Source organism: Bacteroidota bacterium (assembly GCA_018816945.1).
GTDB lineage: Bacteria > Bacteroidota > Bacteroidia > Bacteroidales.
On record JAHIVC010000062.1, the window covers coordinates 17997 to 39162 of the forward strand.

General features: G+C 33.5%; 20 protein-coding genes. 10 read left to right on the forward strand and 10 right to left on the reverse strand.

The window, feature by feature from the left end; translation table 11 throughout:
- The first annotated feature begins 243 nt into the window (after positions 1 to 243).
- From KKG99_09365 to KKG99_09380, 4 genes are all read left to right on the forward strand, one after another.
- Entirely contained in the window at positions 244 to 1362 is a 1119-nt protein-coding gene (locus tag KKG99_09365; protein ID MBU1013204.1) for a DegT/DnrJ/EryC1/StrS family aminotransferase, read from the forward strand.
- A gap of 88 nt (positions 1363 to 1450) precedes the next feature.
- A complete protein-coding gene (locus KKG99_09370) occupies positions 1451 to 2083 on the forward strand; it encodes an acetyltransferase (protein ID MBU1013205.1) in 633 nt (210 codons plus the stop codon).
- A gap of 28 nt (positions 2084 to 2111) precedes the next feature.
- Positions 2112 to 2981, forward strand: a complete 870-nt coding sequence (locus KKG99_09375) for a 3-keto-5-aminohexanoate cleavage protein (GenBank protein MBU1013206.1) — start codon at positions 2112 to 2114, stop codon at positions 2979 to 2981.
- 69 nt (positions 2982 to 3050) lie between these two features.
- Positions 3051 to 4097 (forward strand): glycosyltransferase, encoded by a 1047-nt coding sequence (locus KKG99_09380; GenBank protein MBU1013207.1) that lies wholly within the window; start codon positions 3051 to 3053, stop codon positions 4095 to 4097.
- A gap of 470 nt (positions 4098 to 4567) precedes the next feature.
- On the opposite strand, the gene KKG99_09385 is transcribed toward KKG99_09380, so the two are convergent.
- From KKG99_09385 to rsmG, 8 genes are all read right to left on the reverse strand, one after another.
- The gene (locus KKG99_09385) at positions 4568 to 5860 is read right to left on the reverse strand and encodes a hypothetical protein (GenBank protein MBU1013208.1); all 1293 of its coding nucleotides are present in this window, start codon (positions 5858 to 5860) and stop codon (positions 4568 to 4570) included.
- Between the two features lie 352 nt (positions 5861 to 6212).
- A complete protein-coding gene (locus tag KKG99_09390) occupies positions 6213 to 7397 on the reverse strand; it encodes a hypothetical protein (GenBank protein MBU1013209.1) in 1185 nt (394 codons plus the stop codon).
- Between the two features lie 225 nt (positions 7398 to 7622).
- Complete coding sequence (locus tag KKG99_09395; GenBank protein ID MBU1013210.1) at positions 7623 to 8939, reverse strand: glycosyltransferase; 1317 nt, start codon at positions 8937 to 8939, stop codon at positions 7623 to 7625.
- A 43-nt stretch (positions 8940 to 8982) separates the two neighbouring features.
- Positions 8983 to 9246, reverse strand: coding sequence for a DUF4834 family protein (locus KKG99_09400; protein ID MBU1013211.1), 264 nt, complete (start codon positions 9244 to 9246; stop codon positions 8983 to 8985).
- A gap of 170 nt (positions 9247 to 9416) precedes the next feature.
- Positions 9417 to 9563 (reverse strand): 50S ribosomal protein L34, encoded by a 147-nt coding sequence (gene rpmH, locus KKG99_09405; GenBank protein ID MBU1013212.1) that lies wholly within the window; start codon positions 9561 to 9563, stop codon positions 9417 to 9419.
- A 120-nt stretch (positions 9564 to 9683) separates the two neighbouring features.
- Positions 9684 to 11144: an aminoacyl-histidine dipeptidase gene (locus KKG99_09410; protein ID MBU1013213.1), complete on the reverse strand. Its 1461-nt coding sequence runs from the start codon at positions 11142 to 11144 to the stop codon at positions 9684 to 9686.
- 131 nt (positions 11145 to 11275) lie between these two features.
- A complete protein-coding gene (locus KKG99_09415) occupies positions 11276 to 12841 on the reverse strand; it encodes an MFS transporter (protein MBU1013214.1) in 1566 nt (521 codons plus the stop codon).
- A 155-nt stretch (positions 12842 to 12996) separates the two neighbouring features.
- Positions 12997 to 13623 (reverse strand): 16S rRNA (guanine(527)-N(7))-methyltransferase RsmG, encoded by a 627-nt coding sequence (gene rsmG, locus KKG99_09420; protein MBU1013215.1) that lies wholly within the window; start codon positions 13621 to 13623, stop codon positions 12997 to 12999.
- 245 nt (positions 13624 to 13868) lie between these two features.
- Between rsmG and KKG99_09425 the strand changes: the two genes are divergently transcribed.
- From KKG99_09425 to KKG99_09445, 5 genes are all read left to right on the forward strand, one after another.
- Positions 13869 to 14813: a glucosaminidase domain-containing protein gene (locus KKG99_09425; GenBank protein ID MBU1013216.1), complete on the forward strand. Its 945-nt coding sequence runs from the start codon at positions 13869 to 13871 to the stop codon at positions 14811 to 14813.
- Between the two features lie 86 nt (positions 14814 to 14899).
- Positions 14900 to 15409, forward strand: coding sequence for a GNAT family N-acetyltransferase (locus tag KKG99_09430; GenBank protein ID MBU1013217.1), 510 nt, complete (start codon positions 14900 to 14902; stop codon positions 15407 to 15409).
- Positions 15410 to 15557: 148 nt separating this feature from the next.
- On the forward strand, positions 15558 to 17726 hold the full coding sequence (locus tag KKG99_09435) for a carbohydrate binding family 9 domain-containing protein (protein ID MBU1013218.1): 2169 nt from the start codon (positions 15558 to 15560) through the stop codon (positions 17724 to 17726).
- 187 nt (positions 17727 to 17913) lie between these two features.
- Complete coding sequence (locus KKG99_09440; GenBank protein ID MBU1013219.1) at positions 17914 to 18288, forward strand: hypothetical protein; 375 nt, start codon at positions 17914 to 17916, stop codon at positions 18286 to 18288.
- A gap of 23 nt (positions 18289 to 18311) precedes the next feature.
- A complete protein-coding gene (locus tag KKG99_09445) occupies positions 18312 to 18842 on the forward strand; it encodes a hypothetical protein (protein MBU1013220.1) in 531 nt (176 codons plus the stop codon).
- A 263-nt stretch (positions 18843 to 19105) separates the two neighbouring features.
- Here the strand turns inward: KKG99_09445 and KKG99_09450 are convergent, their stop codons facing one another.
- Positions 19106 to 19924 carry a purine-nucleoside phosphorylase gene (locus KKG99_09450; protein MBU1013221.1) on the reverse strand — a complete coding sequence of 273 codons (819 nt, stop codon included), beginning with the start codon at positions 19922 to 19924 and terminating at the stop codon, positions 19106 to 19108.
- Positions 19925 to 20140: 216 nt separating this feature from the next.
- On the opposite strand from KKG99_09450, the gene msrB reads away from it, so the two are divergent.
- Entirely contained in the window at positions 20141 to 20539 is a 399-nt protein-coding gene (gene msrB, locus KKG99_09455; GenBank protein ID MBU1013222.1) for a peptide-methionine (R)-S-oxide reductase MsrB, read from the forward strand.
- Between the two features lie 13 nt (positions 20540 to 20552).
- Here the strand turns inward: msrB and msrA are convergent, their stop codons facing one another.
- The gene (gene msrA / locus KKG99_09460; GenBank protein MBU1013223.1) at positions 20553 to 21023 is read right to left on the reverse strand and encodes a peptide-methionine (S)-S-oxide reductase MsrA; all 471 of its coding nucleotides are present in this window, start codon (positions 21021 to 21023) and stop codon (positions 20553 to 20555) included.
- Positions 21024 to 21166: the final 143 nt, after the last annotated feature.

The following is a 21166-nucleotide window of genomic DNA, read 5'->3' on the forward strand; positions in this document are numbered from 1 at the left end:
TAACTGTAATATTTGATATTTAGCATCCTCCCTTAGATCATCCTAAATTAAGAGAATAATTAAAATTTGGTTAAAGAACAATCAAAACATTTGAGAAGATGTTCAAGCCGCATGATGGAATTATAGTGTTGTAATCGTCAACAACTAGCTCAAGAAGTTAATTATAACAAACTTGTAATTTTTCTTATAAATTCGATGTCAATCAAACAATTTTCGCTAAAAAACTTATCTTTGATCAAGAATATGAAAAATTCCTTAACCCCTATTTTCGTATCTCAACCTTCTTTGCCTGACTTAGAAGAACTTCTTCCATATCTAGAAGAGATATGGAAGAGTAAACGATTAACAAATTTTGGTCCGTTTCATAAGCAATTTGAAACTGAGCTAGCAAAATTTTTAGGTGTTCCGTACATCTCAATTTTTACAAATGGAACATTAGCCTTGTTGACAGCATTGAAAGCACTAGACATCAAAGGAGAAGTCATTACAACTCCTTACAGTTTTGTTGCAACAACACATAGTTTAAGATGGAACAACATAAAGCCTGTTTTCATCGATATTGAATCTGATTATTGCACTATGGATCCTGAAAAAATTGAAGCCGCAATAACCTCAGAAACAACAGCCATACTTCCAGTACATGTTTATGGCAACCCGTGCAAAGTGGAACAAATTAAAGAGATTGCTGCTAAATACGGATTAAAGGTTATATATGATGCTGCGCATGCCTTTGGTGTAAATTACAAAGGGCAAAGCATCTGCAATTTTGGCGATCTTTCAATATTAAGCTTCCATGCAACCAAGGTATTTAATACTTTTGAGGGTGGAGCTATCGTTTGTCATGATGCCCAGACTAAAGTGAGAATTGACCACTTAACAAATTTTGGGTTTAAAGACGAAACAACAGTAATTGCTACTGGAATTAATTCAAAAATGAATGAAATACAGGCAGCGATCGGTATATTGCAACTAAAAAAACACAAAGATAATATTTTACAACGAAAAATAATTTCTGAAAACTATCGAAAAAAACTGAAACAATGCAAAGGAATTTCAACCTTAGCCCAACCTACTGATACCATAAGTAATTATGCATATTTTCCAATTTTTATAAATGAAAAAGATTATGGAATATCTCGCGACGCTCTTTACGAAAAATTAAAACAAAATGGGATATTTGGCAGGCGCTATTTCTATCCTTTAATAAGTAATTTTCCAATTTATAACGATTTAGATTCTTCAAAACCTGAAAATTTGAAGGTGGCTACCCTAAAGGCTGACTCTGTTATATGCTTACCAATCTTCCCCTTAATGAAACCTGAAAGTTTTGATAGAATTATTCGTACTATTATTGAACATTAGATGATGAAATCACAGATAAAGAACTGCTATATGCCTGTTTTTTTTTATAATGTTATGTATGAATAAAGATGATTTAACCTGATAAAATATGGACTCAAATAAAATTATTGTAATAGGAGCTGGTTTATATTCGGAGGAAATAACTGATCTGATCCAAACATCATTCACTGGCGAGATTATGGCTTTCATAGAAGGTGTTAATCGAGAAAATTGTGGTGTAAATGAAAATGGGGTACCAGTTATATGGATTGATGAGATGAATGATTTAAATTTGTCACATAAATGTATCTGTGCGATCGGCTCACCTAAGCGAAAAAATTTAATCGAGCTTGTTAAATTAAAAGGTTTTGGTTTTACTTCATTAATCCATCCGTCTGCTCAAATATTTCCTTCAGCATTTATATCGATGGGTTCAATAATTGGAGCTGGTACCGTGATTTCGACAAAAACTAAGATTGGAGAGCATGTGATCATAAACAGAGGATGCCTTATCGGTCACCATGTTTGCATTGAAAACTATGTTACTCTTTCTCCGGGAGTAAATATTGCAGGTAAAGTTACGATTAAAGAATGTGCATATATAGGGATGGGAGCTATCATACTGGATGGAATATCCATAGGAGCAAATTCTGTAATCGGTGCTGGCGCATTAGTCACAAAAGAAGTACCCGATAATGTTCAGGTGATGGGGATTCCGGCAAGAATTACCAAAATATTTTAATTTTATAAACAGTAACTTTATATTAACTATGAACCTTATTATCAACTTCACACCCACTGGAATGATTCCTACCAAGGAATTAACCCCACATGTACCAATTTCTGTCACAGAAATTATCGAAAATGTACACGAGGCTATTGAAATAGGAATCTCAATGGTTCATTTGCATGCAAGAGATGAAAAAACAGGAGAACCTACCTATAAAAAAAAGGTGTATGGAAAGATTATTGAAGGCATTAGAAAATATTCTAAAGAACTAGTCATATGCGTATCTCTAAGTGGCAGGGGAATTAAAGAATTTGTTCATCGTGCTTCTCCCCTGCAATTGGAAAACGATTTAAAACCTGATATGGGAAGTCTTACACTCAGCTCCCTGAATTTTAATAGTATGGAGAGTATGAATTCCCCAGAGATGATCAAGAAATTGGCTGAGGAAATGAAAAATAAAGGAATATTAGCTGAACTGGAGGCTTTTGATGCAGGTATGATCAATTACGCAAAATACCTGGAAAGAAAGGGTTTACTTCAACCTCCTCATTATTTTAACCTATTATTAGGTAATATTGCTTGTGCACAAGCAGATTTGCTTCATGCAGGCCTCATGGTACGTGATTTACCCAAAGGTTCGGTTTGGAGTTTTGGAGGAATTGGTGACACTCAGTTAATGATGAACTCTCTTGCTGTTGCTTCGGGTGGTGGAGTTAGAGTAGGATTGGAAGACAATATTTTTTATGATATTAAACGAACTCGTCTTGCAAAAAACAGCGAATTAATTAATCGGATTCATACCCTGGCAGAAGCCAATGAAAGAAAGATAATGCAACCATCAGAACTTAGGAAAATCTTGGGTCTGAATCCTGGATTTGGATTCTATGGAAAAGATTTTAGTCGAAGTTAATTAAAGGTAATATTGGCATCAAGTATTATCAAAGTATGACTCAGTAATATTTTAAATATTCAAATTAATATGCATACGAAATTTCCCAAAATAAGTATTATAGTCCCGGTATATAATAGTGAAAATTTTATTGCAAAGTGCATTCATTCAATCTTAAATCAAAGCTTTAAAGAAATTGAAGTTATTGCCATAAACGATTGCTCAACCGATCAATCACAGAAGATTCTGGAAGATTTGGCAGCTAAAGATAATCGACTTAGAATAATTAATAACAAAACCAACATTGGAGGTGGAGGTTCAAGAAACATAGGAATTAGTTCAGCTAAAGGGACTTACCTTATGTTTGTAGATCATGATGATTGGCTAAATCTAGATGCCTGTGAAGTATTATATAATATTGCTTATTCGAACGATTTAGACATCTTAGAGGCCACACATATTCACGACTCAAAAAGTTCTGGCATAAATACAAGAACCCTTGAAAAGCAAATAGAAACTCCAAAGGTGTATTCAGGTGCTGAATATATTAGTAAATATCCTTTTAACCCAATCATTTGGAACCGTATTTGGAAAAGAGCATTTATGATTGAGAATCAAATTTACTGTCTCTCTGGGAATCAATTCAGCGACAGCACATTGTCAATACAAGGCTTGATATATGCCAAAAGGATTTCTAAAATTGAATTCCCATTTTATCATTATTTTAAAGGGAACAAGTTCTCTGTCATGAATAAACCAATAAACGATGAATCATTAATAGACAAATTAATTTTATCTGACTTCTATCTTAACCTATATCGCGACAATGACTCTTCGGAATTAGATGGTCCAATAAGAAAAGTTATATCAGGACGAATACAGACTCATTTAAGTTATTTAAGAAGATATCAAGGGAAGAATAAAGACCTTCAAGAAAAATATATCGCAAAAATGGAAGAGTTCATTAGAATAGGTCAGCCCTATTTTATGACATTAAAGCAAATTCCATACCTTAAAAAATTATTAATATATCTCTCTCCCTCCACTTATATTACTGTTTTTCGATTCATTGACAAAATTAAGAGTCGACTGAATAAAGTAGTGTTGAAAAAGCATATTAAAACAGTGCAATATTGATATGAAACAATTTATAAAAAATCAGTTGCAAAAATATTTTCCTACTCTTTCCCATAAGAATATATTCCTTTATTTTCGAAAAATGAAATACGCATTATCGCAAGTACATTGTTGATCAAGAATTTTCAAATCTTAACTTTAAGACCATAAATTTACTTTAACAATCATTGCAGAGAATGAAACTCCCCGCCGCAGAGTAGCGGGGTATCAATTGGAATAGTATTTAATTTTTTCGCCACAAGCCCGCCTGCGGCCGGCAGGTGGCGGAGTACCAGCCTGCCGGCTGGCAGGTTAGTCTCATTCATCCCGATACGCTGCACTTTCGGGATTCGTTCAGCTTAGAATTTTTATAGCGCTCGCACTTATAAAAATTTAGTTTCACGAATAAATGAATAATAGATCCTCTTCAAAGAAATTATTCGGTCTTAAGCCTAAAAAACCAGATTGAAGACTTACAAGATTAAAACTTTTTATTCGTGTAAATTTCGAGACTCTTTCAAAAACTCATTATACAATTCTTCAATATAAATACTTGCCGGACGAAAATACTTAATTAACTTATCTTGACTTTCTTCTCCTTTCAATTTGAGAACCCATTTATATATTTGCATATAAACAAAAAATATTTTAGCAATAATTAGGTTATTACCTTCACAAAAATCACATTTGTTAATATATAATTTCAATATTTCATCAAAGCTAAAAGCAAAATTCCAAAAATAGTTATTCATATCCCAACCTCTAAGCGCAACGCCATATGCCCCCCAATCTATCACCCATTTCTTATCACTTTCATATTCTGAAATAATATTACTCTTGTGAAAATCATTATGACAAAAAGAATAATGGATTTCCGGAATTATATTTCTATATAGTTTTTTTGAAATTATTATTCTCTCAAGATTCTTAATTATTTCAAGCAATTCGTTATGGTCATTCTTGGACTTATTTAACAAGTATTTCATCTCAGAGAAAATATGCTCATTCATCATTCTAGTATGTAATTCGCCAGCTGCGAGCCGCTGAGTATCTAAACTTGAGCCAAATATTTCAATTAAAGGAAGAGCTTCATTGTAACTTATAGTTTCAATTATGCTGTTAATTTTTAAAATTTCTGAAATATCATTGATAGAAGATATTTTCCCTTCGATCATTTTAACTGTTAATAATGAATATTTTGAATCTACTTTTTCTATAGAATTTAAAAAATTAGGGCAAATTGTTTTCAATTTTGGATATTTTTCATAAATATTCAGATAAAAATATATCCCTTTATTTATTGATCTCATTCTCCCAGAACTATCCATTATTTTAGTTATATAGTTATATGAAGAACCATTAGCAGACTCTTTATTGTGCAATATAAAACCAAAATTAGTATTCCCACCAAAGTATTTAAAACCCGAGTCATATCCACAATTAGCAGGTAGCCCTATTCTCGATAACTGAATTAATCTATTTGTATCCGAATTCAAAAACAATACAAGTGCTTTTTTCATTAAAACTTCAGCATATTCATGATTTCCGGAACGATGTGCTAAAAAAGCATTTTTTTTAGTTAAATAAATATCGTCCTTATATTTAATTAATTCTTTTTTACCAATTTCGAATGCTTTTTCATAATTACCTGCAGAAATTTGTCTATCATAATTATAAATGTTGTTATGAAATAATTTTAACCGTAATCGATTCAAACGTCTTTTGATAATTTCTAAGAAGTATCCTTTTTGAATACTTCTTCTAATTTTATAATAACTAAACATATTTGCTTAAAAATTTCTATTTATCCAATCATCGCTGTTCACAAACATTATATATTTGCCAGTAGCCAATTCAACACATTAATTCCGAAGAGTTCCAGCTCCAATATTTTTTCATTTTGAATAATAACAAATTGATCATTCTTTTCCAAATATTGTTGAATAATTTCTACAGAATTATCGGTTGAGTAATCATCAAAAACCAATTTTTGATCTCACTTAATGTTTGATTTATTAAAGAATCAAGACAGCGATATTAATATTTTACTCTATTATAAACGGGTATAGCTAATGAAATTTTGGCTCGCTCATAAACTCTTAATTTTGTATTCTCATTTGAATCTTCGAATACAGATTAATCCCGTAAAATATGTTGCAGACTGTTCCAGGTTTTTTTTGCAACAAAGTCAAATCTAAACTCATCTATTATTGATGACATAACATGTGATTGGAATTCTCTATCGTTTATCCAACTAATTAAAATCTCGGTTAAATTATTCTCATCTTTATAACTTTGGATATATGATTTTAAGGAATCCTCAATTGGGTAAAAGCTAGGAATTAATGCGGGTTTTTTATAAATAATCATATCATTTACCCCTCCGGATATTTTTGAAAAGCCATACAATTCTTTATAAAGTTTATATCGTGTTTCTCTTACTGTCGGGATAATAAAGAAATCTGCCTGCTCAGCTATATCATTAAATATGCTTTGATCAATAAACTTTCTAAATGTTCTGATCCTTAAAAAATCCGTTTCTAATTGTTTATACTTTTTTATCATTCCCAACCCATACAATCCTGCTGGTTTACCTAACAAACATAGTTCAACCTTTATATTAAGCAGCGGAGCTATGTTTTTAAATGCATTTAAGACCTCTTGGTAATTTCTTCTTCTTTTATCAATGATCCCTGTAATTACAATTCTAATTACTGATATAGGCGATTTCCTAGCTGCTCTTTCACTTTGATATATATATGGAATTGATGATAATAATTTGTCAGGTGTCGTATATTTCTGATTAAGGACAAATTCTTTAACCACTTTATTAGGTAATAGAAAATAGTCAACCTTATTTTTTACAAATCTTGATCTGTAAACTATTTCACCCTTTAAAATTCCTCGGTGGATTAAATAAGACATGTCCTTCCATATATAAAAAATAGAAAGTTTTGGATTAATACTTCTCCTTGCATTAAAATATGCATTGGCATTATGTATCCTTAAAATTACAATTGCTTTAAAATCAAAATTCGAAAACAATTTAAAATTTGAGGCAAGCGTATTAAAAAGAATGAATTGAGATTCATTAAGAACGTCAATATTATCAAGTATTAATTTCTTTACATCACGATGACTGTCAACTTTGTAAACTATTAAATCTTCCCAATTATCAGATTTACTAATTTCAGCCCAAATATTTGAACTTGTAAAAAGACTTATATTAAAAGGAAGTGTTCGCAGTACTAATAATGAGTTTATCAATACTTCTGTATGATAATCAAATTCAACAATCGAAATATTTTTTCGAATTTCCATTAACACAGTTGGGTTTATACTCTTAGTTCATTTTATGTGTTCTAGTTTTTTATACCAAAAGTAATCACATAGTTCGGTTAGGCTTAATTCTTCGCATGACAGATTATTTGTACATTATGATATTTGCTCCATTCCTTAATGAAATAGTGCAGCGCAAACGAATTTTTTGAATCTGCAGAAACCGGGTATAATTGGGAAATAAATAAAATGTTTAGTTTAGTATTTCTATCCATTCCGAATAACATTGTTATCAATAAGTTCAACCAGTTTTTCAGTAAGTTCTGCACGCGAAAACTTACCTAGATTAAGTATTTCGTATTTTGAATTTAATTTCCACTTTCTATGAATTTCAATTAACGCATTCTTAATATTTTCTTTGTCGTCGAATGCACATATTATCCCTGATCCCAATTCTTTAATTATTCCAGCGGCATCAGAATTGTTGGGCCCAATAGCTAAGATAGGTTTCTTGGCAGCCAAATACTCAAAAAACTTTCCAGGGATATGCCCTTGAGAATTTTTAGTATTATTAAGTAAGAGCAAGAAACAGGAAGACTCATTATAATGCTGAATAACCTCATTATGTGAAACATATCCACATAGTTCAGTTTTATTTAAAATATTTGGGAATTCAGATAAAATATTTTTAAGTCCATTATCAGAAATTCCGAATATCTTAATCTTCAAATCATTATTAAAGTCTGCATTTTCTAAACAAACTTCTTCCAGCGCCTTCCACAATGGTAAAGGATTTCGATAGGTATTTAGCAGTCCTGTATATGTAATTATAAATTTCTTAGGAATAGTTTCACAGGAAGAAGCAAAATCTTTATGATCATAGCCATTTGCTAGGAACTTAATTGGCGTATTGGTAAATTTTTGTAAGTTCTCAACCCAAGTTGGCGATACAGTAATCACTATGTCGGCTAAATCCAGTACACGCTTTTCAAGTGTCCTTTGGCGGGCTCTAGCCAGTTTCGAAGGATAGAAATTATTTAACAGATCAAATTCGGACCAAGGGTCCCGAAAGTCAGCAAGCCAAAAAATATCCGGAAATTCTTTTTTCAAACCTTTTCCGATAAGATGAACACTATGAGGAGGCCCAGTTGTAACAATTACCGATGGTTTAATGATCATTATATGTTTTTTCAATCTCCGAATAGAGGGTCTTACCCAAAATAAACGTGGATCGGGAATGAGAAAATTTCCTCTGATCCAAAGTGATATTTTTTCCATTAATGATCTTGGACCATCATCGAATAAGATACCCGAGTTTACTTTCTCCTCCTTTTTTCTGCCGGTTAGTTTTTTGAAAATATGATAGGGCTCCCATATGGGTAAGCGAATAATTTCTGCATCCCGAGGCACATCGGCTAAAAGTGTATCATCAATTACAGGATATTCGGGATTTTCCGGAACTGCCACAAAAGTGTTCCAGCCATATGAAGGCAAATATTTAACGAATTTAAGCCACCTTTGCACTCCTCCACCTCCGCATGGAGGCCAATAATAAGTAATAATTAGGATTTTTTTATTTTTCATGAATAATCACAAAAGGTGCGTTCTTAAAAATATAAATAAAAAATCAATCATTCACCTCTTCAAAATCAACATAATCCCCAACATTATCTTTGCTTGCCTTATTGCTTTTTTTAGGCGCTGAATCTATACTAACTTCTCCTACTTTTTTAGAAGTCTTTGCATTCGAATTATTTGATTCATTTCTCATCATCTGATCATGCGCGCGCTTTATAAAAACAGAGATCAGATATGGTAAAATATATCTCCCAATGAATTTCAAGAGATAATAAATGACGATAACAATAAAAAGAAATTTAAGAAAGCCCATTCATAATTATTTAAAGAAATAACTGAATACGAAGATATTTATTTTTTTTGAGCAGATCATAAGAAATGATATTGAATCTGCATTTTTTGAAAGATGAAAACTTGGTAAACAAAAAAAGGAAAGCAACAATGTGTCACTTTCCCTAAGTTATCTTTTTATAAGTAAATACCTTATTGGTCAGAAACAGTTAATTTTTTGCGGCCTTTATCTCTTCTAGCTTTAAGAACTTTGCGACCATTAGCTGTTGACATTCTTTCACGGAATCCGTGCTTACTTTTTCTCTTTCTGTTCGAAGGCTGAAATGTTCTTTTACTCATCGTTATTCATTTTTTGGGAGTGCAAAGATACTTAAATTTTTATTTTGCACAAATTATTTCACTTTTTTATCTAAAATATTATCCTGATCAATATTCCTTTTTGCCGGATAATTACAGCCCTTATCTTATAGGTGCATTTTTAAGTGTTTCAAGCAAGAATTCCCAGAATAGTTCAACAGTTTTAATATTTACCATTTCATCCGGAGAGTGCGGATTTCTGATGGTTGGCCCGAACGAAATCATATCCCAATTTGGGTATTTTGAACCTAAAATCCCGCATTCCAAACCGGCATGAATGACTTTCACTTCCGGTATTTTTCCGAATTTGGCATTGTAACCTTCCTTCATTGCTTTTAAGATAGGAGAGTTAACGTTCGGTTTCCATCCGGGATATTCTCCTGAAAATGCTGCTGTTCCACCAACTTTAGTAAATGCATCGTAGAATTCTTGAGCTACTTTTCGTTTTTCCGAATCTACTGCACTTCTTTGCAAAGAAGCAATTTCTATTTTCCCATTCTCCGATTTGATAATGGCAAGATTTGATGAGGTCTCAACCAAATCGGGCATATCCTTGCTCATGGCATAAACGCCATTAGGACAAGTATTAACTGCTTCGAAAAGATTTGCTTGTGTTTCGGCATCAATTAAACTGCCGGGCAACCCAACTTGTTCAATTACAACTTTCAAACCCGGATCACTATCTTTTAACTCATTTTTGGCAAATACAAAATATTCATCAACAAATGATATAAACTCTTTTTTCTCTGATTCAGGAACAACCACTACTGCAAATGCTTCCCTGGGAATCGCGTTGCGCATATTGCCTCCATCAATACTGGCCAATCTCAATCCAGAGCGCTCTGAAGCATTCAACATCAATCGATTGATTATTTTGTTGGCATTACCTCTTCCTAAATTAATATCCAATCCCGAGTGACCGCCTTTTAATCCGGTCACGCTAATTTTATAGGCACTCATCCCTGCTGGAACATTTTCTTCGGTATAATTAAAAACTACTTTTGTGTTTACTCCTCCGGCGCAACCTATGTACAATTCACCTTCATCTTCCGAATCGAGGTTCATTAAAATGTCACCTTTCAGGATTCCGGCTTTTAGGTTATTGGCGCCCGTCATCCCTGTTTCCTCATCTGAGGTCATTAATACTTCTATAGGGCCATGAGCTATGTCATTAGCCTCCAATACAGCCATTGCTGCCGCAACACCAATTGCGTTATCGGCACCTAAGGTTGTACCTTTTGCTTTTACCCAACCATCTTCAACATAGGTTTTGATTGGATCGTTCAGGAAATCATGATTGATGTCACTGTTTTTTTGTGGGACCATATCAAGATGTCCTTGCAAGATCAGGCCCATTCGGTTTTCCATGCCCGGTGTGGCAGGTTTTCTGATAATGATATTTCCGACTTCATCAATAATCGTTTCTAAACCTAAGTTTTCACCAAATTTTTTAGCAAATGCTTGTATTTTATCTTCGTGTTTTGATGGTCTTGGTATTTGATTCATGGATGCAAAATTCTTCCATAAATTAGCTGGTTTTAATCCTTCGTAAACGTAACCCATTTATTTTTCCTCCGAAATATTATATTTTAATTTATTATTTTATCGTGCAAAATTACAAATAATTAAGTACATGTTCATTTTGATTCAATAAAAAAGGTGCCTTTGAGCACCTTTTTTATTGAATTTGTGTCTTATTCGTCTCGTGGAGCAACTGCACTGGAAGGCAATTCTAATCCATATCCTTGACGTTTATCAGCGGCTTTGAGCTTGTATGCCAAGAAGATCGAAATGATTCCGCAACCAACCAGTATTAAGATTGGATATGTATAATCATACATTGCAATTCCTGCACGAATATCTTCGATATTTGATTTATTTACATAGTCTAATAAAGCACCTATACCCCAAAAAAATGCACCAAGTCCCCAATTTTGAAGTGTGAACATAGAAGCATAAGCAGTTCCTAATCGGGATTCAGGAACAATCTTGGCAACTGAAGGCCACATTGCAGCCGGAACCAAAGAAAATGCTATTCCTAATGAAAGTAATCCAAGATATGCCAAATAAACACTATCGAATAATGATAAAGAAATATGTGCGAATATTAACAATAGGGATCCGAATATCATTAAAGTAGCAGCCTTCCCGTGCTTGTCAACATAATTTCCGAATATTGGTGTAAAAAGAATAGTCCCAACCGGTATTAAGCTTGCGGTTTTTGCTCCGTTTTGAAACCAGAGTTGTAATTGCTCATGAATATTAAATAGATAAGCAACAAATACCAAAAATGTTATGCTTTTAAATAAAAGACGATTTTGCTTCTTTTCAATTCTACCCGGAATTACCGAGAACGCAATTGCAAAAAGAAAAAATATCAAATAAACACTGGCATTACCCAATGTGGCACTGCCAAAGAGAATGATATTCCCTTCAGCAACCATTTCTCTTGTAAAATTAAATTTATTGATTAATAAGTCGGGAGCATACTGAATAAAGGGAAATACAGCTGCATAAAAAGAAACACATAATAAGGCAATATAAAGAAATGATTTGTTCGAAATAAGTACTATAAGATCTGAAAACTTAAAATCCTCATCAGCAACTTTTTCCTTGCCACTCTTAATTTGTTTATCTAATTTAATGTCAAAAACCAAATAAATAACAAACATTAACAAAGTAATAGCTATTAAAGAAGCAGCAAAAGTAACAGCAGGAGCAACATGTCCACCTCCAATATCTATCGATAACGCAATACCCATAGCGCTCCCAAGTCGGCCAAAGCCCATATTGATAGCCATAGCCAATGCTAATTCGTAACCTTTAAACCATTTAACAACCGTTCGAGTAGCAACAACGCAAACAACCTCCAAGCCTGATCCAAACAAAATACGACCTAAGATCATGAAATTCAACATTGTTGAACTTTCACTTCCGAAGAATCCGGTTGTAGCAAGAGCTGAGATAGCACCACCCAATACGGCCAATCCACCAAATAGCATACCTGCAACTCTAATTCCCCATTTATCTAAGATAATACCACCAACGATAATCATCCCAAACATATTTGCTATAGTTGTGAGTCCAATTACTCGACCAAACTCCTCGCTCGAATAACCTAGCTCACTCTCCATTAATCCTTTCAGACCTCCGTAAAAGTCCTGGAACCAATAAGTACTAAATATTAATCCACTAATCAAGACTAATACGAACCACCTCATTGCTGGTGAATCTTTAAGTGTTTTTTTAATAGTGTCCATAAGTTTATTATTTAATTTTTTAATTGATTGCTAATTAATAAGGTTGGCTAATATAGAAAATATTATTCGATCTGTTTATTTTTTAACATGTATAGTTTGACCTCTGTATTTGTATAATTGTTAATGGCGCAACTAATTTAATTATTCCCAATTCTTTATATACAACGATAGATGTGAACAAGTTTTTTGGTCTCAAAAAATTCTTCATTAAAATAATCAGAAAGATTAAAAGTCGTTAATTGAGCTTTCAGTAATTTCAGTTCATCATTAAACTCGCCTCCCTTCAAATATAATATCCCATTATTCAGCATATTAAATCCTTTTGGACTTATCAAATTTTGTGTGATATTTACAAAATCAGGTAAGTTAGTAACTGCCCGACTTACAACAAAATCAAATTTAGTTTTGACATCCTGAACCCGCATATGATTTGCTGTAACATTCGGTAAGCCCAATGCTTCAACAACTGCATTTACAACTTTAATCTTTTTCCCAACAGAATCAATGAGATGAAATTTTACCTGAGGGAACATTATTGCAAGTGGAATGCCCGGAAAACCACCACCGGTTCCAACATCTAAGATTGAAGTTTGAGGTTTAAATCTAACTAGCTTGGCAATTGTCAGAGAATGCAATATATGCCTTTCATATAAAAATTGAATATCCTTCCTGGATATCACATTAATTTTCTCATTCCATTCGATATATAATGGCTCAAGCATTTTAAATTGACTAAGTCTCTGAGAATCTAAATCATCAAAATACTTTAAAAGAATCTCCATTGTGTTCTTTCACTGATTAATAAAAAGATATCTTAGTTAAAGGTTACCTTTTATAAATTATTAGAATTAACTGTAACAAATATGCGAATTATTTTGCCGTGTGATGAACATATTGATCGTTAATATTTTTTAAAATTGAGTACCATTATTAGTAACATTTCGTTGTGAATAAAAGGAACATTTATTTAAATTGTTCTATATGTATTGTATTATTTTTGGTTTAACTAACTTAACAGGTGTTTTTAATGATTAAATATATAAAATACCTAACCAGTGTCTTACTGCTCTTACTCAGTTTAACTGTATTTGCCCAAGAAACAAATACTTCCGAATACATTAAGAGGTATAAAGACCTTGCCATCAAAGAGATGGACAAGTATAGTATTCCAGCCAGTATAATTTTAGCGCAAGGCATATTGGAATCAGGAAATGGAAATAGCCGACTTGCAAAAGATGGCAAGAATCACTTCGGGATAAAATGTCATGTTGGGTGGAATGGCAAAACCATACTTTGGGATGACGATACCAGTAACGAATGTTTCCGTAAATATAATTCTGTAGCTGATTCTTATCGTGATCATTCTGAATTTCTAGCTACCCGAAAACATTACAGCCAGCTTTTTGAATTACCAATAACTGATTATAAAGGATGGGCAATCGGTCTTCAAAAAGCGGGTTATGCAACCAACAGTAAATACTCCACATTACTTATTCGAATTATTGAAGAGAATAACTTACATCAATTTGACAACAAAAAATTACTTGCAAGATATTCGAAAAATGAAGCAGTTTCCGGTAATCAGCAAACGAATCCTCCTTCCGAAAGTGATTTCGAACCAATCGACATCAGTACTAACAATCGCCCTTTGTATTCAAATAATGGCATAAAATTCATTTTTGCCGAAGCCGGTGATAGTTTTTCAACCATTGCCAGTGATTTGGGTATTTACACATGGCAGGTTTATAAATACAATGAATTGAAAAAAAACGATACCCTTAAGGAAGGACAGATGCTTTACATACAAAAGAAGAAAAGAAAAGCTACCCAAAAATATCATATCGCTAAAGCTAATGAATCTATTTATTCAATAGCCCAGTTATATGGTGTACAACTTAAAACCATCCTTAACAAAAACAAACTTGAATTAAGTGATCCCATTCAGGTAGGCCAGCAAATCAAATTGAGATAATCGTCTCATCTGCATTAAAAAAGAAATAAATCTTTTTACATTTTACAAAAAACGTTAATTTTAGCTGAATTACCATCATCATAAATATGCAGTTTCATCTGAATAAATGTATTCTAAGGCCCTGGCAAATGAGCGATGCAAACTCACTGGCAAAGTATGCAAATAATAAAAAAATAGCAGACAATTTGCGTGATGAATTCCCGTATCCTTATACTTTGCACGATGCCAAAACCTGGCTTGAATTTGCGTTAGGCAATCAAAATTTACTTTTTGCAATTGAAGTAGATTCAAAAGCGGTTGGAGGTATAGGACTAATTTATAAAACAGATGTTTATCGGAAATCGGCAGAAATAGGATATTGGCTAGGTGATGCCTATTGGTCCAAAGGAATTATGACCGAGTCAATAAATATTCTGGTAAAACACGCATTTGACAATACCGAAGTAATCAGAATTTATGCAGGAGTTTTTGAAAATAACATTGCTTCGGCCAGGGTATTAACAAAATGCGGATTTTACCTCGAATCGGTTCATCATCAAGCAATCATAAAAAATGGAAAAATCATGAACGAACTGATTTATGCAATTCTAAAATAATTCTCTGTCATTATCATTTAATAATCAAGAATATTGGCTAATAAAAAAAATCTAATATCTTTGCACTTTCGTAAAAAAGGCATCCGCACCATCGCCTAACTTTCAGCAAATTGCATTTTATCATTCACCTAAATGCAAAAACCTGTTTATGAAACATTTTTTAATTTCCATTATTATCTTCTTTTTTCTTTGTCACTTAAGTTTACAATCTCAAAACACGAATGAACCTCTACGCCCGGTTTTTACAAAACACGCCCCGCTGATTGATGGATCATTAGACGATCAAGTTTGGACAGTAGCTCCACAGGTAGGTGGCTTCAAAACTTTTGTACCCGACTTTGGTAAAGATATGTCGGAAAAAACCGTGGTGTATATGGCATACGATAAGAACAATCTGTACTTTGCTTATCGATGCTATGATCGTGAACCCGAAAAAATTAAGGCGACAATTACGAACCGTGATAACATCAGTACGGATGACTGGATCTGCATCAATCTAGACACTTATAACGATCATCAATCATTAACGGCTTTTTATGTGAATCCATACGGCATTCAAATGGATAGTCGCTTTTCAAACAATGTGGAGGATGCAAGCAGTGATTTCATTTGGTACAGTGCCGGTAAAATAGATAGTGCCGGCTACACAATCGAAATCCAAATTCCGCTCAAAAGCATTCGTTTTAATAGTGGGAAAACCGTAGAAATGGCTTTGTTTTTTGAACGAAAAATCAACCGCAGATCTGAACAAGGGTCATACCCTGCTTTAAACCCTGATATGGGTCAATCCATTCTTACCCAGTTAAATCCTATTATTTTCGAGAATATTACGAATCAATCGTTTTTAGAAATACTGCCCGCTATAACTTACAATCAACAATACAGTCATCATGAAGGAAAATTAAATAAAGATTTGAGTGATGGAGCAGCGAGCTTAACTTTAAAATATGGAATAACCTCTAACCTTGTTCTTGATGCAACCTATCATCCAGATTTTAGTCAGATAGAATCTGATGCAGGTCAGATAGATATAAACCTGAGAAGTAATTTATTTTTTGCGGAAAAAAGACCCTTCTTTTTAGAAGGAAGCGAAACTTATAATTTTGGAGCCATTCGGTCATCAACTGTCGACCCTATTTATTCGGTAATCCATACAAGAACTATTGTAAATCCTGAATTTGGGATCAAACTTGCCGGGAAAATTAGAAATAAAAATGACATTTCTTTCATGTATGCAAAAGACGAATTAAACAATTCGGCTGATAATATCAAATTTGTAAATGTACCGATATTCCGTTATAAACGCTCGTTTGGTAACGACAGTTATCTGGGTGGGGTTTATACGAGCAGAGAATCTGATGGTGCTTTCAATCGATTAAGTGGGATCGACGGTAGCACTAGGATTGACAAATCAACCACCCTTGTTTACCATGCATTGTATTCCAACACAAAAAGAGCGGACGCTGATCAATCATTAGATGGGCATGCCATTGGGTTACGTTTGGCTCGGATGACACGCGACTGGCGCTTGGTATTTACTTTTAAGGACATCAGTAAAAACTTTATTGCAGATATGGGTCATATCACACGGACCGGACTTGAAATATATACCGCTTATGCGGCCCCACAATTTTATCCAAAAACTGAGTTGATCAGGAAAATTATGCCAGAGCTGTTTATTGGACAGGTTCGTGATAAGTTTTATAATATGTGGGAAACTTTTAATTACTCTTCTGTAAATATTTCTTTCGGAGGTCAAACAGAATTCATTGCCAAATATTATTTAACAACTGAAATTTATGATGGCGAAAGATTCAAAACCAATGGATTTCATACTTTACTTCAAACACAATTATCAAAACAATTGGCAGTCGGGCTAGTGTCACGATGGAACAACGCTATTTATTACAGCAATCCTCAACAAGGTAAAACCTACCGATTAACCGGCGGAGTAACCTATCAGCCATCTGAAAAAATTACGGCTGATTACTCCTTAAGTTATGCCAATTTCAAAAGTGATTTGGATCATGCTCTGCTTTACGACTATTCCATCCATCGATTGAAACTAACTTACCAACTTAATAAATATTTACTTTTCAGAGGCATAACCGAATATAACAGTTACAGAGAAGAATTATTGACTGATTTCCTGGCCTCATTTACTTACATACCAGGTACGGTAATTCATCTTGGATACGGATCAGTTTATGACAAACTGGAATGGGATAATGTTAACAATAGATATGACGAGAGTGAGCGATTTATTGAGTTCCGTCGTGGATTCTTTTTTAAAGTGTCGTACTTATGGAGGATTTAAGTAAGATTATTCTGAACACAATCATGATGTTTAGATGCTGTTGATTATTATTTGATTGAAATATTTGGAAAACTCATTCAGATTAAATAAAATATTTAACTTTAAGCATTCTTCAAATCAATTGGTCAATAGTTTATGCCTAATATGAAGATTTGATAATTCAATCATAAACTCAAATTACCGATCTATGAAAGCAAAAGTATTCATCTTGCGATTTGTTTCCCTTGCGCTTCTAATTTTAGGAATTATCAGGGTATTTGCAAATCAATCAACCTTTGAATATTTAAGAAATGGAGACTTATGGCCAAGTGAGATTCTTTTACAATACTTATTTAAAGCTTCAGGAGGGTTTATTTTATTTCACGCCATCTTATTTTTTGGCATCTCCAGAGACATGGTCAGATACAGGTCAATATTTGGGTCTTATGCTTTGGCCCTTTTTGTTTCAGGAACGGTAATGCTTATTGTTGGTTATCTCAATTTTTTACCAATTTGGCTCTATGGCTCAGACGCCCTAATTTGTTATTTTCTGGCAATTTTTTGTTTTTATATTAAGGATTAACCTTAAAAATGCTGGTTGTTTAAATGAAGATCGAGTGCCTATTACCAGACAGTTTTAGACAAACAGCTGATCTCGCTACGGCGTTTGTTTTAGCAAATCCGGAAATTTTGAGTGAAATGATCAAGGTTTCCTTTTCAGATGATAAATTAATGGGGATGCGGGCTTCACGAGTTGTACTCCTCACCTATTATCAAAATCCGGCTTTGGTAAAAAACCAGATTCCTCAAATATTAGATGAACTCTGTTTAACCAAAAACAGTTCAACCATCCGAAATTTGTTACACTTATATTTGGATAATATTGAAGTACTCGATGAATCGAAATTCGGAAAACTGGTAGATTTCTGCTTCAAACTACTTGAATCACCCTCAGCTGAAATTGCTCAACGTGCTTTGGCAATGCAAATTTTATACATAGCTTCGAATATTATACCGGATTTCAAAGATGAACTCAAGGCAATTATTGAATTTCATTATGAGGAAGGCTCGCAGGGATTTAAGAGCACAGCAAAGTCGATCCTGAAAAAGCTTAACAAAGAAATCATGCAAAAATAGGGCAATCAATTTTATAGATCTGGCTATTGGATTAACTTATTTTGAGCATCAATAGAAAATAAAGAAAATTCTTAAAGTTGACTATCCCCGTGGCAGAACCTAGGACAACTTTATTTCAGCAAAAAGCTGAAAACCGAATTTTCATTATTTCACCCCTCTGTCAGTCATTCGACTGACATCCCTGCCTGACGGCGAGGCAGGTCCCCTGATTTTCAGGGGAGAGTATTAGGAAACCTCGAGGCAAGCCACGAGGAATTGTTTGATTAAATCCCATACTCCCTAATGAATACTTCGAATAATTGATTTAATTTAATCTCAGCTTTAGCGGCATTGGCCAGTATATCTTTGATATTTGCAACTTCCAGATTATCAGGATCACATTCGTCGGTAACGACCGAAATTGCTGCACAAGGCAAACCAATTTGATTGGCAACGATAACTTCAGGCACTGTTGACATTCCAACAACATCTGCACCAATCCCTCTTAAAAAGCGATATTCTGCTCTGGTTTCCAAATTAGGCCCTGTTACGGCAACATAAACACCTTCGAAAAGCTCGATCTGATTATTATCAGCAATTTGATGAAATTTACGATTCATTTCCCAATTATAGGGCTGACTCATATCCGGAAACCTTGGTCCCATTTCATCAAGATTTTTACCAATTAACGGATTGCCCGGTAAAAGGTTTATATGATCATCAATAACCATTAGCGATGCATTTCTCATTTTAGGATTCAATGCGCCACAAGCATTTGATAATAAAAGATAATTGATACCTAGTAATTTCATTACACGAACGGGAAAAGTGAGTTGTTGGAAAGAATAACCCTCATAATAATGAAACCGACCCTGCATCAGGATCAAATTCTTATCTCCCAATCTGCCATAAATTAACTTCCCTTTATGAGATTCGACCGTAGAAGTTGGGAAGTTTGGAATATGCTCATACTCTAGTTCTTTAACAACCTCTACTCTTTCGGCAAATTTACCCAATCCGGTTCCCAAAACAATCCCAATATCAGGATTTGTAAATCCATGATCCTTTAAAAATTGAACGGTTTCTTTAATTTTTTCCATTATCATATTAATCGTTAAGTGGATTCTTCGTAAAATTTGTTAAAATTAGTGACAAAGCTAATATTTTGAATTACTTTTGTTATTTAGAATGTTTTTAAATAACTTGACATGATCATTACAATTATACTTATATACATACTTAACTTATTTTCGATACAAATTCCTGGCAAACAGGATAAGAAAGCTAGAGTTGAATTAGAAATACAACCAAAAAAGAATATGGAGACAGAGGTAATTAAAAAAACTGAATCTGAATGGAAAGCTCAATTGTCGCCAATAGCCTTTAAGGTTTTACGTCAAAATGCTACAGAAGCACCTTTCACCGGTGAATTTTATAAAAATGATGATAAAGGAACCTATTACTGTGCGGCTTGCAACAATAAACTTTTTAGTTCGGACACGAAATTTGATTCGGGCTGCGGTTGGCCAAGTTTTTACGATTTGATTGATAAAGCCAACGTTAACCTTGTTAAAGACACTACACTTGGAATGATCAGAACCGAAATCAGATGCAAAAAATGTGACGGTCACTTGGGACATGTATTTGATGATGGCCCCAAACCTACCGGATTAAGATACTGTATCAATTCTGCAGCCCTTGATTTCGAAAATAAATAATCGTTTTGTCTATTTAAAAATGGCAAGAACTTAATCCATTTTTTTTCAGATATTCCTGATGATATTCCTCAGCTTTATAAAATGTTGAAGCTTTAGTTATTTCGGTTACAATTGGGTTATTGTACAAACCTGATTTCTCAAGGTTTGCTTTACTTTCTTCAGCAACTTTTTTTTGCTTTTCTGTTTGATAAAATATTGCAGACCGATACTGTGTTCCTATATCCACTCCTTGCTTATTTAAAGTAGTTGGATTATGCATCTGCCAAAAAACATCTAGTAATTCCTGATAACTAACTTCCATAGGATTATATTCGATTTGAACTACTTCGGCATGTCCGGTATTACCGTCGCAAACATCTTTGTAAGTTGGATTTCCTAAAGTACCTCCCAAATAACCGACCGTTGTATTTATTACCCCTTTTATTTGCATAAATGCATCTTCCACTCCCCAAAAACATCCGGCTCCAAATGTAGCAATTTCCATTTTTTTCTGTTTTAATTTTATGTTAAACCTGATTATAATGAATAATAAACACCTGCAAAGATAATCATTGATTATGCCGATTATTCATTTTTAGGAAATTTATTTGGAATGAATCCAGATAATATTCAAGCCAGCTATTTTGA

Coding starts and splice junctions, on each gene's coding strand:
- KKG99_09440 (MBU1013219.1), top strand. CDS start 17,914: ATGAAAGCAAAAGTATTCATCTTGCGATTTGTTTCCCTTGCGCTTCTA.
- KKG99_09430 (MBU1013217.1), top strand. CDS start 14,900: ATGCAGTTTCATCTGAATAAATGTATTCTAAGGCCCTGGCAAATGAGC.
- KKG99_09400 (MBU1013211.1), bottom strand. CDS start 9,246: ATGGGCTTTCTTAAATTTCTTTTTATTGTTATCGTCATTTATTATCTC.
- KKG99_09365 (MBU1013204.1), top strand. CDS start 244: ATGAAAAATTCCTTAACCCCTATTTTCGTATCTCAACCTTCTTTGCCT.
- KKG99_09375 (MBU1013206.1), top strand. CDS start 2,112: ATGAACCTTATTATCAACTTCACACCCACTGGAATGATTCCTACCAAG.
- KKG99_09435 (MBU1013218.1), top strand. CDS start 15,558: ATGAAACATTTTTTAATTTCCATTATTATCTTCTTTTTTCTTTGTCAC.
- rsmG (MBU1013215.1), bottom strand. CDS start 13,623: ATGGAGATTCTTTTAAAGTATTTTGATGATTTAGATTCTCAGAGACTT.
- KKG99_09370 (MBU1013205.1), top strand. CDS start 1,451: ATGGACTCAAATAAAATTATTGTAATAGGAGCTGGTTTATATTCGGAG.
- KKG99_09380 (MBU1013207.1), top strand. CDS start 3,051: ATGCATACGAAATTTCCCAAAATAAGTATTATAGTCCCGGTATATAAT.
- KKG99_09445 (MBU1013220.1), top strand. CDS start 18,312: ATGAAGATCGAGTGCCTATTACCAGACAGTTTTAGACAAACAGCTGAT.
- KKG99_09390 (MBU1013209.1), bottom strand. CDS start 7,397: ATGGAAATTCGAAAAAATATTTCGATTGTTGAATTTGATTATCATACA.
- KKG99_09395 (MBU1013210.1), bottom strand. CDS start 8,939: ATGAAAAATAAAAAAATCCTAATTATTACTTATTATTGGCCTCCATGC.
- KKG99_09385 (MBU1013208.1), bottom strand. CDS start 5,860: ATGTTTAGTTATTATAAAATTAGAAGAAGTATTCAAAAAGGATACTTC.
- KKG99_09425 (MBU1013216.1), top strand. CDS start 13,869: ATGATTAAATATATAAAATACCTAACCAGTGTCTTACTGCTCTTACTC.
- msrB (MBU1013222.1), top strand. CDS start 20,141: ATGGAGACAGAGGTAATTAAAAAAACTGAATCTGAATGGAAAGCTCAA.
- KKG99_09415 (MBU1013214.1), bottom strand. CDS start 12,841: ATGGACACTATTAAAAAAACACTTAAAGATTCACCAGCAATGAGGTGG.
- rpmH (MBU1013212.1), bottom strand. CDS start 9,563: ATGAGTAAAAGAACATTTCAGCCTTCGAACAGAAAGAGAAAAAGTAAG.
- msrA (MBU1013223.1), bottom strand. CDS start 21,023: ATGGAAATTGCTACATTTGGAGCCGGATGTTTTTGGGGAGTGGAAGAT.
- KKG99_09410 (MBU1013213.1), bottom strand. CDS start 11,144: ATGGGTTACGTTTACGAAGGATTAAAACCAGCTAATTTATGGAAGAAT.